Source organism: Methylobacterium amylolyticum, from assembly GCF_030700245.1.
Taxonomy (GTDB): domain Bacteria; phylum Pseudomonadota; class Alphaproteobacteria; order Rhizobiales; family Beijerinckiaceae; genus Methylobacterium.
Genome location: NZ_JAUYZI010000033.1, coordinates 48,848 through 62,151, shown reverse-complemented (window position 1 = coordinate 62,151; position 13,304 = coordinate 48,848). Strand labels below are relative to the sequence as shown.

The following is a 13,304-nucleotide window of genomic DNA, read 5'->3' as shown; positions in this document are numbered from 1 at the left end:
CGCTCGCCCCTGGCCGGACGGCTCGATCAAGCCGCCCGATCGCTCCGGGCGAGCGCCGGCAGGTGTAGGATCCCGAGGCTCGTCGCGTCGGCCGAGCGGCGCAGTTCGACCGTGTGCGGGGCACGGCCGTCGAGCGCCTCGGGCAGGTCGAGGGCGAAGCCGTGGCAGCCGTCGCCGATGCCGGCGGCCTCGAGGTCCGCCCGGTAGCCGTCGGCGTAGACCAGCGCCACGGTGGCACCGTCCACGACGACGTCGAGGCAGACCGGCCCGTCCGGGTGCGCCGCGTCCTGCGCCCACCCGGTCACGCGGCGGCCGTCGCACGCCTCGACGGCGCCGCGCAGGGCGCCGAACACCCGCGCGCGCGCCACCGGCAGGCCGGCGCGGATGGCCAGCCGCCGCCGGATCGCCTCCAGGGCGTAGCCGTGCGCCCCGTCGTCGGCCACGCGCGGCGCGCAGTAGGCGGCCGCGGCCGGCGCGGCGCCCGGGCACGGCGCCCGGGAGCTCGCGGCGTTGTGGAAGATCGCCCGGCCGCCGTCGTCGACGTAGCTCTCGGCCGGCGCGCCCTCGGCGAGCAGCACGTCGTGGCTGTCGAGTTCGACGTGCCAGTAGGTGACGCTCTCGATCCGCTCGGCTCGTGTGATGCTGGCGCCGTTGACGAGGAGTTCGGCGGGCACGAGCAGGCCGTCGAGGAACAGGGCGTGGTCGGGCGAGACGGCGAGGTCGCGGGCCGGCACCCCGTCGGCGAGCGCGCCCGCGCGCACGGTGACCGGCAGGACGGCGGGGTTGGCGTTGGCGAAGCGGCCGCCGTAGCTCCGGGTGCCGATCCAGCGGATGGGGCGTCGGGCGCCCGAGGCGGTGACGACGGTGTCGCCGATCGCCAGATCCTCCACCGCGACTGCGCCGCGATCCGTCAGGATGCGCGTGCCGGTGCAGTAGCACGGGACGTTGTTGCCCGGAGCCAGGATGCGGACGCTGCCGTTGCCCCGGCTGACGGTGTTACCGGACATCGTCTCGGCGAAGTTCTGGACGCCCGTGTTCGAGATGTACGAGGTGCCGCCGCGACCGCCTTCAAGAAAAGGACCGGCGGCCGACACGTCAGCGGATCCACCCCTTCCACCGGTGGCGCCGCCGCCGCCGCCGCCGCCGCCGAAGCCCGCGCCTACGACGCCGCCGCCGCCGCCGCCGCCACCGAAGCCTCCAGGGGTTTGCACCGCCCCCCCGGCCGCTCCGTTGGCGGCGTCAGCGCCTCCCTGGCCGGACGTCCCGCCGCCGGCCGCATTGCTGCCGTTGAAGCCGTTGGCCGTCGCGCCGGCCCCACCGCCGCCGCCGGCCCCAGCATCACCGTTGCCGGCGACTGAAGCGCCGCCAAGACCGCCACCCCCGAGGGTTCCAGGGTTGGCGACGGATGCATTCTCGCCGGTTCTGGTGGCGGCGGCGCCGCCGCCGCCGCCCGCGATGAGCAGCGGCGTGATGTTGTTGCTGGCGTCCCGCGTGTAAATCTCGGAGAAGCCGCCGCCACCCGCGCCGTTTCTAACCCCGTCCCCAGCGGAGCCGCCGACGCCGCCCACGATGATGAAAAGCTGTTGGCCCGCGGTGAGGTTGAACGTGGCGCCGATCTGCGCACCGCTGCCGCCCGCCCCGTTGTCCGTTGAGCCGCCGCCGGCCCCGAACGCTGATAGGTCGTAGGTGCCCGTCACCGGCACCGTGTAGGTGAACGAGCCGACGGTGTTGAACGTGATCGGGTTCATGGCCTGCCCCGTACCCGCTGCCCCACCCTCTTGGCCGACGCCAAGTGCTTGGACGCTTCATGGGACCGTCGTCCGGACGGTGTGGCGAGTCTATGGCCGGGGCTGCGGCAAGATCACCCCTGGACAGTGTTGAGCGGGTATCGACGGCAGTTTCAAACTAGCCTGTGCTATCTGCGCGACAGTCCGGCGACCTTCTGCTGCTGTTCTGGTTTAGCTGCTTCGGCGATCGAACAACTTGCGCGAGACTGCCGAGCGCCGACGCCACCATCAGCCTCAGGCCGATCGGACAGCCCGCGCCATCGCGGCGACCGACCCGTCCACCGCGACGTCGAAGCGCATCGGCGCCATCGCGTCATCCAGGCGGACGACGCCCCGTTGATGTCCGAACGGACCGGCATCGGGTGATCACCGCGGCGGCCGCGCAGGCCGCCGCGCCCCGAGGGCCGGGCCGCAAGCTTTGCTTTGCGGATGCCGCTCGCCATGGTGCGGTCCATGATCCGACTGATCCCCAGCCTGCCGGCCGTCTACGTCGCCGCGCGCGTGGTGTGGCCGAGCCCGTGGCCGCTCGCGCTCAAGCTCGGCGCGACCGTCCTGCTGCTCGTCGCCTCCCAGTATCACCTGTGGAGCCGCCTCTCTTCCGGGTCGGTCTTCGCGCCGGAGTTTCCCCGCCCGGTGGTGATCCTGTTCAACGGGGCGTTCGGTGCGCTCGCGCTGGCGGCTCCGCTGCTCCTCGCCCTTGATGCCGTGGCGCTGGTCTGCTGGGTCCTGCCCGGAAGCGGGTGGGCGATCCCCATGGCCTGGCGCTACGCGGCAATCCTGGCGGCCGTGATGCTGGCGGCTGTGGCGGTGGCGCAAGCCGTGCGCGTGCCGCCGCTGAAGGACATCACGGTGGCGATTCCGGATCTCCCCCCCGCGTTCGACGGCTACACGATCCTGCATCTCTCCGACCTGCACATCAGCCGCCTGTTCCCGATGACGTGGGCGCGGGCCGTCGTGACGCGTGCCAACGCACTGCGCACGGACATGATCGTGGTGACGGGCGATTTCATCGACGGTTCGCTCGCGGCGCGACGGACGGACGTCGAGCCGCTGCGCGCCCTGCGGGCGCGGGACGGGGTCTGGGCCGTGCCGGGCAACCACGAGTACTTCTTCGACTACGACGCCTGGATGCGCCACCTCGCCGGGCTGGGGATCCGCGTGCTCGCCAACGCCAACACGATCCTCAGGCGCGATGGCGGAGCGCTGGTCGTGGCGGGGGTGACCGACCGCTCGGCGCCCGCCACCGGCCATCCGGGCCCTGATCTCGCCGCCGCGCTGGCGGGCGCGCCCGCGGGTGCGCCGGTCGTGCTCCTGGATCATCAGCCGGCGAACGCCGCGCGGGCGGCCGCGCACGGGGTGAGGCTGCAACTGTCCGGACATACCCACGGCGGCATGATCCGCGGCCTGGACCGGCTGGTGGCGCGCGGCAATGCCGGCTTCGTCTCCGGGGCGTACCGGGTCGGGGGCATGACCCTCTACGTCAGCAACGGCACCGGCCTGTGGCCGGGCTTCGCGCTTCGGCTCGGCCGCCCCTCCGAGTTGACGCGGATCACCCTGCGCACGCCGCCGTAGCACCGCTCCTGCCGTTCGGCGGGGCCTCGCACGCGCCGATCCTCGACGAACCGCAGAGTCCCGACGCGGACCGGCGACCGCCTCGGCGAAACCTGCTCTAGGATGGCCGGGCATCGGGATGAGACGCTCATGACCACGGATCGACCGGAAGGCGGGCAACCGCGCCGCGTCCTCGTTCTGGGGGCGACCGGCACGATCGGTCGGGCGACCGTGCGCGCGCTGGTGTCGCGCGGTCACGCGGTCGTCTGCCTCGTCAGGCGCACGGCCGGCCCGGCGGATCCCGCAGGCGCCACTGCGCGGGTCGTGGACCTGACCGATCCGTCGTCGTTGGCGCGCGACGGGATCCGCGGCGAGCCGTTCGACGCCCTGGTGTCGTGCCTCGCGTCGCGCACCGGATTGCCCGACGACGCCTGGGCGATCGATTACGGCGCGCACCTGAACGCCCTGCACGCCAGCCGGGCGGCCGGCGTGCGGCATGTCGTGCTGCTGTCGGCGATCTGCGTCCAGAAGCCGGTCCTCGCCTTCCAGCACGCCAAGCTCGCCTTCGAGCGGGACCTGATCGCCTCGGGCCTCGCCTACACGATCGTCCGGCCGACCGCCTACTTCAAGTCGCTCTCGGGGCAGATCGAGCGCGTGAGACGCGGCAAGCCGTTCCTGGTCTTCGGCGACGGAACCCTGACGGCCTGCAAGCCGATCGGTGACGACGACCTGGGCCGCTACCTCGCGGACTGTCTCGACGACGCGGCGCGGCGCAACCGCGTGCTGCCGATCGGCGGGCCGGGCGACGCGATCACGCCGAGGGCGCAGGGCGAGCAGCTCTTCGCCCTGCTGGGCCGCGAACCGCGCTTCACGCACGTCCCGGTGGGGCTGCTGAACGCGATCGTCACCGTCCTGGCGACGGTCGGACGGTGGGTGCCGGCCCTGGCCGCCAAGGCCGAACTCGCGCGGATCGGCCGCTACTACGCGACCGAGTCCATGCTCGTGCTGAATCCGGCGACCGGTCGATACGATGCGCAGGCCACCCCTTCGACGGGGTCGGAGACGCTGTTTGCCTATTATGCGCGGGTGATCCGCGGCGAGGCGGCGGCCGAGCGCGGCGACCACGCCGTGTTCTGACGATGCCGGGATCCGTGACGCCCCGACGTCGCGGGCCCGGAGCGACAGGCCGTCCTGCACCGTGAGCACGAAGCGCGCGGAAACCTCGACCGCGGCGCCGAGGCGGCCGGAGCCCCGTCCGCCTATCGAGGCTCGAGCCGGCTCCGGCCTTCGGCATCCGGCCGACCGATGTCGGGCGCGGGTCCGGACGACCGGCGCTCGATCAACGCGATCGGCATCTCCGTGCGGCGGCTCCGGGGCTCGCCGCACAGACGGGCGAGCAGATGCTCGGCGACCGCCCGCCCCAGGTCGGCGGTCGGCAGATGGACCGTCGTCAGGGGCGGCGCGCTATGGCTCGCGATCTCCAGGTTGTCGATGCCGACGACGGACAGATCCCGGGGGACGCGCAGGCCGCGCCGCTCCGCTTCGGCTGCTTCGCGCCCGTCCCGAACTCTCGATTGGTCTGCGAACGTTGGTGAAAGCGGACGCTCCCGCAGGCTCGGCTACGCGCGATCCGACCGGCAAACCGTCAACATTCATTGAGATAGAAAACGATAAAAATTGATCTTCAGAAAATCTGTCTAGTAACAAAAAACTCAGCCGCGGACCTCGCCGGGATTCTTTCCGGTCCACCGTTTGAAGGCCCTGCGGAAATTCGCGACGTCCGAGAATCCGACGAGGACGGCGATGTCGTCGTAACTCAGCTTGGTCTTGGCGACATACTCGATCGCGATCGCGCGATGAAAATCATCGACGACCGCAGAGAATGAGACACCTTCGTCGTTGAGACGGCGCCGAAGCGTCCTCGATGTCATGTGCATCGATTGCGCCACATCCTCCATGCTCGGGCACACGCCCGGGGAGCGCATCAGGATCTGATAGACTTCACCGGCCACACCGGCCGACGCCTTCGCTTTTCCGATGAGGTTGTCGCACGCGTCCTGGAACATGAACGATGTCAGGCGGTGCGCCAGTTGCGGCTTCTGATCGAGGATGGCGCTGTCGTAGCGCAACTCGCAGCATTCCTGATCGAACAGGCATGGGCAGTTGAGGTAATCCGGATAGACCGCGGCATGGTCCGGCCTCGGGTAGGAGAACCGCGCCATCGTCGGCGGACAGGCCCGGCCGGCGACGTCCTGGAGGTGGGTGACCTGCTGCGTGAACTGCTGCTCGATCAGGAACTGCCGCAAGTCCCCCGACGGCGCGAAGCTGAACTCGTCCGGGAAGGTCCAGACCGCCGAATCCGGGTATTCCTGCCACGCGATCGTCAGCGTCGGCGTCGCCAGGAGATGATATTTGACACCGAGGTTGAAGTAGTCCCGCAGCGACAGGCACGACATCAGCGCGTAGCCGTACATCCCGTAGGCCGACAGGTGAAGGCGCGCGCCGACCTGGAACGGTGTCGTCGGATCGCGCGAAAGCTCAAGGGCATTGCGGCACACGGCCACGTATTGGCGCACCGACGTGAGCGCCGAGGCGTCGTGGACTCTGGTCACGTCGACGCCGGTGTCGCGAAGGCAGTCTTCGGGCGCAATTCCCTGCTCGCCCAGCACCTCGACGAGGGCGGCAATCTTGTAGGGTGCGTAGATCCGCTCGCTCGGCAGCGGGACCTTCTTCAACACGGGCGCCTCCCGCGTGTCCTCTAAAGACCTCACTATGTCCTATGAGGACCTTGGCGGCTACCCGGCACGCCGATAGCCTCCCTGAAAATTGAGGGAGGACAGAAACATGCGCGTCGCAATTGCACCGTGGCCCGGCGCGCGCGAGCGAGGCCAGACGGGCCCGCGCGCACCGTAGACTTCGATCGCGCCGCGTCCCGCCGACGCGGGCGCACGCCCGGGACCGCCGAGCCCTCATCCCCCTGAACCGATGTGTGTCCGTCCTCGGACGGAAGGCGGAGCCTGCCCGGAGCAGGCGCCGCGACGCTGACGCATGGGCCGGCGCCTGTCGGCCGCCGGCCCTGCGCGATCGCATTCAACAGAAGAGCAAGTTTCACGGAGGAAGCAACGATGAGAAAGTCGAGCCGTAAAGTCATCATCTCCTGCGCGATCACCGGATCGACGCACACGCCGTCCATGTCCCCATATCTGCCGCTGACCCCTGAGCAGATCGCCCGCCAGTCGATCGAGGCCGCGGAAGCGGGGGCCGCGATCATCCACCTGCACGCCCGCGATCCGGAGGACGGCCGGCCGACGCCCGACCCGGCCGTCTACCGGCAGTTCGTCCCCGTGATCGCGGCCGCCACGGACGCCGTCGTCAACATCACGACGGGCGGCAGCACCCGCATGACCCTGGCCGAACGCCTTGCCTACCCGCTGCAAGCGGGGCCCGAGATGTGCTCGTTGAACATGGGTTCGATGAACTTCTCGATCCACGGCGTCGCCAGCCGGATCACGGACTGGCGCTACGATTGGGAGAAGCCCTACCTGGAAGGCATGGAAGACCAAGTCTTCCGCAACACCTTCAAGGACATCAGGTATATCCTGGAAGAACTCGGCGCCAAGGGCACGCGCTTCGAGTTCGAATGCTACGACGTCAGCCACCTCTACAACCTCGCCCACTTCGCCGAGCAGGGACTGGTGAAGCCGCCGTTCTTCATCCAGTCGATCTTCGGCGTGCTGGGCGGGCTCGGGCCGGACCCGGAGAACCTCATGCTCATGCGCATGACGGCGGACCGCCTGTTCGGCCGCGAGAATTACCAGTTCTCCGTCCTGGGCGCCGGGCGCCACCAGATGCCCTTCGTGACCCTCGGCGCGCTCATGGGCGGCCATGTCCGCGTCGGGCTGGAAGACAGCATCTACATCGCCAAGGGCGTTCCGGCGACGTCGAGCGCCGAGCAGGTCAGGAAGATCCGCCGCATCCTCGAAGAACTGTCGCTCGAAGTCGCGACCCCGGCGGAAGCCCGCGAGATGCTTCATCTCAAGGGCTCTCGAACCGTCGATTTCTGACATTCTCAAAATAATACGATGAATTTCGACCTGCCGGATCGGTGGGATCCGGAAAATTTGGCTCGCCAGGACTTGAGGGAGGACGATACGCCATGAGCCCATATCAGACGGCGGCAACCGGGGATGCCACGCTCGCCACGGCGACAGCGAAGGTGAGACGACACCTTCTGCCGATGATGGTATTCATCTATTTCCTGTCGTTCATCGACCGCACGAACGTCGCGCTCGCGAAGGGCGCCTTCCAGGTCGATCTCGGCATCACCCCGGCGATGTACGGGTTCGGGGCCGGGATCTTCTTCTGGGGCTACGCGCTCCTGGAGGTGCCGAGCAACCTTCTGGCGCACCGCATCGGACCGCGACGCTGGATCGCGCGCATCGCGGTGACCTGGGGCGCGATCTCAGCGCTGATGATGTTCGTCCAGGGCGAATGGTCGTTCTACGCCTTCCGCCTCCTCCTCGGGATCGCCGAGGCGGGCCTGTTCCCGGCGCTGATGTACGTCACCACGCTCTGGTTCGCCCAGCGCGACCGGGCCGTCGCGGTCGGCTGGATCTACACGGCTCCGGCCCTGGGATTGACGATCGGCAACCCCCTGGGCGGAGCCTTGATGCAGCTCGACGGCCTCGGCGGCCTGCACGGTTGGCAGTGGATGTTCCTGCTGGAGGGCCTCCCGACCGTCATCTTCGGTGTGGTCCTGTGGTTCATCTTCCCCGACCGTCCTCGGGATGCCCGGTGGCTGACGGCCGCCGAGGCCGACGCCGTGGAGAGCAACGCGGCCGGACACGGCGGCGCCCACGCCCAGGCGCACGCCCCGTCGAAGGAGTGGATCTCCGTCCTCAAGCGCCCGAGCACGATCCTGATCGCGCTGATCTACTTCTTCAATCAGATCGGCTTCGTCGGGTTGTACTTCTTCATCCCCTCGATGGTTCAGCAGATGCAGGCGAGCACGCCGTTCATGGTGGGGCTGCTCTCCAGCTCGGTGGGGATCGGTTTCCTGCTCGGGGTTCTGATCCTGCCGCGCGTCAAGCGGTTCTTCGAGAGCGACATGGTGTTCCTGGGCGCCGTCACCGCGGGCCTGCTGGTCAGCGCGACCGTCTTCCTGGCGACCACGCTGCCGGTGATCCAACTCGCGCTGTTCACGACCACGGCCTTCTTCGCGGGCGGGATCCTGCCGATCTTCTGGTCGGTCGCGATGAAGCGCCTGCAGGGGATCCAGGCGGCCGCCGGCCTCGCCTTCATCAACACGATCGGCCTGATCGGCGGGTTCTTCGGCCCGTCCATCTTCGGTCTCGTGGAGCGTGAGACCGGGCGTAGCGCATCCGGCTTCATCGTCATCGCCGTCACGGCCCTGCTCGGCCTCATCCTGATCCCGCTCCTGGCCAGGGCACTCCGGAGCGAGGCCGAGGCCCACGCAGGCGGCCTCCTGCGCGTGAGCCATCCGTAAGCGAAACGCCCGGCGCGTCGGGATCGCGCAGATCGCGACGCGCCTTCGCCCAACCCTCGTCCGACAGGAGACACCATGCCCACGTTCGACCTTCTGAAGCCCGCCCCCGGCCTGCGGGTGCTCGTGACGGGCGGAGCCGCCGGGATCGGCGCCCGCATCGCCGAGGCGTTCGACGAGGCCGGCGCGCACGTCTACGTCTGCGACGTCGATCCCGCCGCGGTCGCGGCCCTGCGGGCGGCCCACCCGTCGATCGGCGCCGGCGTCGCGAACGTCGCCGAGCGGGAGAGCGTCGACCGGCTCGTCGATGACGCCGCTGCCGCGCTCGGCGGCTTGGACGTCCTCGTCAACAATGCCGGCATCGCGGGCCCCACCGGGTCCATCGAGGACATCGAGCCCGACGACTGGGACCGGACGATCTCGACCAACCTGAACAGCCAGTTCTACGTCCTGCGGCGCGCCGTCCCGCTCCTGAAGGCGTCGCCTGCGGCCAGCATCGTGGCGATGTCCTCCGTGGCCGGCCGCCTCGGATACCCGTTCCGGACGCCCTACGCCTCGACCAAGTGGGCGATCGCGGGCTTGGTGAAATCCCTCGCGATCGAGCTCGGCAAGGACGGCGTGCGCGTCAACGCGGTCCTGCCCGGTCTCGTGGCCGGGCCGCGCATGGATCGCGTCATCGCGGCGCGCGCGCAGGCCCTGGGTATCGGCTTCGAGGAGATGAAGGCCGCGTATCTCGCGAAGATCTCCCTCGGCCGGATGGTCACCGAGAGCGACATCGCGGCGATGATCCTGTTCCTGTGCTCGCCGGCCGCGAGGAACATCACCGGCCAGTCGATCAGCGTCGATGGCAACGTCGAGCACCTGTAGCCCGACGCGTCGCGCTTGAGCGTCCGCACGCCACGCCCGCTCGCTCCGTCGCCCTTGCGGGCGGGAGACGTTCCGAACTCCGAGGCTGCGAGCCGCGGGGCTCGTCCACCGCATGCCAGCCGATGGGGTCACCGTGAGAAACAGCCTGACACCGCGAGCGGCCGCCGAGCTCGTCCCGGACGGGGCCACGCTCATGATCGGCGGCTTCATGGGCGTAGGAACGCCGAACCGCATGATCGACGCGCTCGTAGCCCGCGGCGTCCGGGACCTGACGGTCATCGCGAACGACACGGCTCGACCGGGTGTCGGCATCGGCAAGCTGATCAGCGCGGGCGCCGTGTCGCGGGCGATCGTCTCCCATATCGGCACGAACCCCGAGACGCAGCGCGCCATGCTCGCCGGCGCGATCGAGGTCACGCTCGTTCCGCAGGGAACGCTCGCGGAGCGCGTCCGCGCCGGCGGCTCCGGGCTGGGCGGCGTGCTGACGGCGACCGGCCTCGGGACCGTCGTCGCCGAGGGCAAGACCGTCGTGAAGATCGGCGGCCGCGAGTTCCTGGTCGAGGAAGCGCTCCGGGCGACGGTCGCCCTGGTCGCGGCCCGAAGCGCCGATTACGCGGGCAACCTCGTCTACTCGCTGACGGCCAGAAACTTCAATCCGCTGATGGCCATGGCGGCCGACACCGTCATCGCGGAGCCGAACGAGATCGTTCCGGTCGGCGTCCTGGCGCCGGACGTCATCCATACACCCGGCGTGCTGATCGACCACGTGGTCGAACGGCCGCTGCCGCTGTGAGGGTCGAGAGACATCATGGATTTCCGTGACCGCATCGCACGCCGGGTCGCCCGGGAGTTGCAGGACAACACCCTGGTCAATCTCGGCATCGGCCTTCCGACGCTCGTCGCGCGCTGTGTGCCCCCCGGCCTTCGGGTGTACTTCCAGTCCGAGAACGGCATCATCGGCTTCGGCGCAAGGCCACCGGAGGGGATGGAGGACATCCACCTCACCGATGCGGGCGGCGCGTTCGTGTCGGCGCTGCCGGGGGCGGCGGCCTTCGATTCGGCGATGTCCTTCGCGCTCATCCGCGGCGGTCATCTCGACATGACGGTCCTCGGCGGCCTTCAGGTCGACCGGCATGGCCGGCTCGCGAACTGGATGATCCCGGGACAGCTCATCCCGGGCATGGGCGGCGCGATGGATCTGGTCGGCGGAGCCCGACGCGTCATCGTCGCGATGACCCACACGCAGAAGGGCACGCCGAAGATCGTCCCGGACCTGACGCTTCCGGCCACGTCCCTGCGACCGGCGACGCTGATCGTGACGGAGATGGCGGTGATCGAGCCCGGTCCAGACGGACTGATCCTCCGGGAGCGGGCGCCCGGCGTGTCCATCGACGCCGTTCGCCGAGCGACGGCTGCGGACCTGCTGGTTGCCGGAGATATCCCCGAGATGGAGTTCTGATTTTTTTTGAGGAACATTCGGCCCTAAGACGGTCTTCGTCATTCAAATCCGAAGTTCATGCAGGTCACCCTGGCCACCCGCTGCAACGGCCGCCGCGCGAACGCTTCGGCCGCCCGCCTTTCCGCTCCATCGGCCTTCCGACCCAGGGGAACTGCGCGGGACGCGGCGAGAAGCGCCGCGCTTCCACGGAGACGGCCGCGCGCCTAGATACCCGGTATGCCTGTCCTCCTGGTGCTCGGCGCCGGCCTCCTGTTCGGCCTCGTGTTCGGCCCCCAGTGGTGGGTGCGCCGGGCGATGCAGCGACACGCCACCGAGCGGCCGGATCTGCCCGGGACCGGCGGCGAGCTCGCCCGCCACCTGCTCGACCTGGCGCGCCTGGAGCACGTTCCCGTCGAGATCGCGCCCGCCGACCATTACGACCCGGTCGCGAACGTCGTGCGCCTGTCGCCGGAGAACCATGACGGCCGCTCGATCACGGCGGTCGCGGTCGCGGCGCACGAGGTCTCCCACGCGCTCCAGCACGCGGCGGGGGACCGGCTCCTCGCGGCGCGGGTGAGGTTCGCCCCGGTCGTGCAGGGCTTCGAGTTCGCCGCGGCCGCGGTGATGATGACCGCGCCCGTGGTGCTCGCCGTCGTCCATTCGCCCGTCCTGCTCGCCCTGCAGGTGGGGGTCGGCATCGCGCTCCTCGGCGTTCGCCTCGCGTTCCATCTCCTGACCCTGCCCGTCGAACTCGACGCGAGCTTCCGCCGTGCCCTGCCCATCCTGGAAGCGGGTCGCTACCTCGACGCGGGCGACATGCCCGGCGCCCGCACCGTCCTGCGCGCGGCGGCCCTCACCTACGTCGCCTCGTCCCTCGTGGCGCTCGTGAACATCGCCCGCTTTCGGCGCCTCCTCCCGTTCTGATACGGCTTCCGGCTGAAGGGTCCGGGATCGACGCTCTCCGTCTTTGCGAGCGGAGCGAAGCAATCCAGGGGCGCCACCGCCTCAAACCGCGCGCTGCCCTGGGTCGCTTCGCCTACGGCTCGCGATGACGGCGCGGGCCCAGTTTACCGAGCGGTTCACCCGGAAGCGGTATGAGGCCTGCCGGACGCGCGACCGAATCCCGGCTCCGCTGAGGTGGCGCGGCGCCGGCTCGACGACGGCAGGTCATCCGGACGTCGCGTCGGCCTATGCTTGACGCCCGAATCCGTAGCGGTTCAGGAACATGGCCACGGCCTCGTCGACCACGACCTCGTCGCCGGGGGCGTCCTGCAACCCCTCCCCGACCGCCATCACGTGCGACCGGATCGCGAACTCCTGGATCAGGCCCATGAACTGACGCGCCGCCAGGTCCGGCCGCTCGCACGCCAGCAGGCGACGCTCCGTCAGGCTCGCCGGCACCCCCGCGAACGCCGCCGCCAGCGGCGCCTTGCCGGCCCGGTAGAACGCCTCGGCGATCCAGGGCAGGTGGCGCGACTCCGCGATCACGAAGCGCGTGAAGGCGATCTGGTCCGTCTCGCGGACGAAGCGCAGCAGGGATTGCGCGAAGCCGCGCAGGACGGCCTCGGCATCGACCGCCGATCCCAGCGGCGGGGCCGACGACAACGCATCCCGCGGGGGCACACACCCTCCGGCTGGGCAGGCCGGTCGTCTTCCCCGTCTCGCTCAGGCTTTGCTGAGAGCCCGGCTGCCGACGATGGCGTAGAGCGCGGCGGCGTCGCGGGCGCCGCGCAGGGCCGCCGCGGTCTCCGGGTCCCGCAGCCAGCGCGCCACGCAGGCCAGCGCGTTCAGGTGCCGGCCCTCGCCGCCCATGGGGAGCAGCAGCAGGACGACGAGGTCGACCGGGCGGTCGTCCACCGCGTCGAAATCCACCGGATCGCGCAGCCGCGCGAGCAGGCCGAACGGTCGTTCGATGCCGTCCAGCCGCGCGTGGGGCAGCGCCACGCCGTCGCCGACACCGGTCGACCCCAGATCCTCCCGCTTGGCGAGCGCCGGAAGAATGTCGTCGATGCCGAGGCCGAGCCGATCCGCGGCGCGCGCGGCCAAGCTTTCCAGGAGGGCCTTCTTGGAGGGCGCGCGCAGGCCCGCCACGGCATCGTCCGGAGCGAGGATCTCGTCGATGGTCATGGCGCCGTCCGGCGGGGCGTCGTGAGCGGCA

At 70.0% G+C, this 13,304-nt stretch carries 13 protein-coding genes; 8 read left to right on the top strand and 5 right to left on the bottom strand.

The annotated features are described in order from the left end of the window. Positions 1-26: 26 nt before the first annotated feature. Positions 27-1,748: a Hint domain-containing protein gene (locus tag Q8W71_RS21650; RefSeq protein ID WP_305527479.1), complete on the bottom strand. Its 1,722-nt coding sequence runs from the start codon at positions 1,746-1,748 to the stop codon at positions 27-29. A gap of 492 nt (positions 1,749-2,240) precedes the next feature. Here Q8W71_RS21650 and Q8W71_RS21645 point away from each other — a divergent pair, with 492 nt between their 5' ends. Together Q8W71_RS21645 and Q8W71_RS21640 are read left to right on the top strand one after the other, a co-directional pair. Next, positions 2,241-3,359, top strand: a complete 1,119-nt coding sequence (locus tag Q8W71_RS21645; protein ID WP_305527478.1) for a metallophosphoesterase — start codon at positions 2,241-2,243, stop codon at positions 3,357-3,359. Between the two features lie 129 nt (positions 3,360-3,488). Next, positions 3,489-4,475, top strand: coding sequence for an NAD(P)H-binding protein (locus Q8W71_RS21640; protein ID WP_305527477.1), 987 nt, complete (start codon positions 3,489-3,491; stop codon positions 4,473-4,475). Between the two features lie 122 nt (positions 4,476-4,597). Here the strand turns inward: Q8W71_RS21640 and Q8W71_RS32945 are convergent, their stop codons facing one another. Both Q8W71_RS32945 and Q8W71_RS21635 read right to left on the bottom strand, forming a co-directional pair. Further along, positions 4,598-4,951: a substrate-binding domain-containing protein gene (locus Q8W71_RS32945; protein WP_370875493.1), complete on the bottom strand. Its 354-nt coding sequence runs from the start codon at positions 4,949-4,951 to the stop codon at positions 4,598-4,600. Between the two features lie 99 nt (positions 4,952-5,050). Beyond that, complete coding sequence (locus tag Q8W71_RS21635) at positions 5,051-6,076, bottom strand: AraC family transcriptional regulator (protein ID WP_305527476.1); 1,026 nt, start codon at positions 6,074-6,076, stop codon at positions 5,051-5,053. A 387-nt stretch (positions 6,077-6,463) separates the two neighbouring features. Here Q8W71_RS21635 and Q8W71_RS21630 point away from each other — a divergent pair, with 387 nt between their 5' ends. The 6 genes from Q8W71_RS21630 (at position 6,464) to Q8W71_RS21605 (ending at position 12,070) form a co-directional block, all read left to right on the top strand. Beyond that, complete coding sequence (locus Q8W71_RS21630) at positions 6,464-7,402, top strand: beta-keto acid cleavage family enzyme (RefSeq protein WP_305527475.1); 939 nt, start codon at positions 6,464-6,466, stop codon at positions 7,400-7,402. A 173-nt stretch (positions 7,403-7,575) separates the two neighbouring features. Next, positions 7,576-8,844 carry an MFS transporter gene (locus Q8W71_RS21625; RefSeq protein ID WP_305527474.1) on the top strand — a complete coding sequence of 423 codons (1,269 nt, stop codon included), beginning with the start codon at positions 7,576-7,578 and terminating at the stop codon, positions 8,842-8,844. A gap of 75 nt (positions 8,845-8,919) precedes the next feature. Then, on the top strand, positions 8,920-9,708 hold the full coding sequence (locus Q8W71_RS21620; protein ID WP_305527473.1) for an SDR family oxidoreductase: 789 nt from the start codon (positions 8,920-8,922) through the stop codon (positions 9,706-9,708). Between the two features lie 133 nt (positions 9,709-9,841). Further along, on the top strand, positions 9,842-10,501 hold the full coding sequence (locus Q8W71_RS21615; protein WP_305527472.1) for a CoA transferase subunit A: 660 nt from the start codon (positions 9,842-9,844) through the stop codon (positions 10,499-10,501). Between the two features lie 15 nt (positions 10,502-10,516). Continuing rightward, complete coding sequence (locus Q8W71_RS21610; protein WP_305527471.1) at positions 10,517-11,167, top strand: 3-oxoacid CoA-transferase subunit B; 651 nt, start codon at positions 10,517-10,519, stop codon at positions 11,165-11,167. A 216-nt stretch (positions 11,168-11,383) separates the two neighbouring features. Continuing rightward, positions 11,384-12,070, top strand: coding sequence for a zinc metallopeptidase (locus Q8W71_RS21605; protein ID WP_305527470.1), 687 nt, complete (start codon positions 11,384-11,386; stop codon positions 12,068-12,070). A 264-nt stretch (positions 12,071-12,334) separates the two neighbouring features. On the opposite strand, the gene Q8W71_RS21600 is transcribed toward Q8W71_RS21605, so the two are convergent. Both Q8W71_RS21600 and Q8W71_RS21595 read right to left on the bottom strand, forming a co-directional pair. Next, on the bottom strand, positions 12,335-12,751 hold the full coding sequence (locus Q8W71_RS21600) for a TetR/AcrR family transcriptional regulator C-terminal domain-containing protein (RefSeq protein WP_305527469.1): 417 nt from the start codon (positions 12,749-12,751) through the stop codon (positions 12,335-12,337). A 60-nt stretch (positions 12,752-12,811) separates the two neighbouring features. Beyond that, complete coding sequence (locus Q8W71_RS21595) at positions 12,812-13,273, bottom strand: PTS sugar transporter subunit IIA (protein ID WP_305527468.1); 462 nt, start codon at positions 13,271-13,273, stop codon at positions 12,812-12,814. Positions 13,274-13,304: the final 31 nt, after the last annotated feature.

Excerpts from the sequence above, each read along its gene's own strand:
- Q8W71_RS21620 (WP_305527473.1), top strand. The coding sequence starts at position 8,920 with ATGCCCACGTTCGACCTTCTGAAGCCCGCCCCCGGCCTGCGGGTGCTC.
- Q8W71_RS21605 (WP_305527470.1), top strand. The coding sequence starts at position 11,384 with ATGCCTGTCCTCCTGGTGCTCGGCGCCGGCCTCCTGTTCGGCCTCGTG.
- Q8W71_RS21645 (WP_305527478.1), top strand. The coding sequence starts at position 2,241 with ATGATCCGACTGATCCCCAGCCTGCCGGCCGTCTACGTCGCCGCGCGC.
- Q8W71_RS21625 (WP_305527474.1), top strand. The coding sequence starts at position 7,576 with ATGATGGTATTCATCTATTTCCTGTCGTTCATCGACCGCACGAACGTC.
- Q8W71_RS21630 (WP_305527475.1), top strand. The coding sequence starts at position 6,464 with ATGAGAAAGTCGAGCCGTAAAGTCATCATCTCCTGCGCGATCACCGGA.
- Q8W71_RS21640 (WP_305527477.1), top strand. The coding sequence starts at position 3,489 with ATGACCACGGATCGACCGGAAGGCGGGCAACCGCGCCGCGTCCTCGTT.
- Q8W71_RS21650 (WP_305527479.1), bottom strand. The coding sequence starts at position 1,748 with ATGAACCCGATCACGTTCAACACCGTCGGCTCGTTCACCTACACGGTG.
- Q8W71_RS21595 (WP_305527468.1), bottom strand. The coding sequence starts at position 13,273 with ATGACCATCGACGAGATCCTCGCTCCGGACGATGCCGTGGCGGGCCTG.
- Q8W71_RS21610 (WP_305527471.1), top strand. The coding sequence starts at position 10,517 with ATGGATTTCCGTGACCGCATCGCACGCCGGGTCGCCCGGGAGTTGCAG.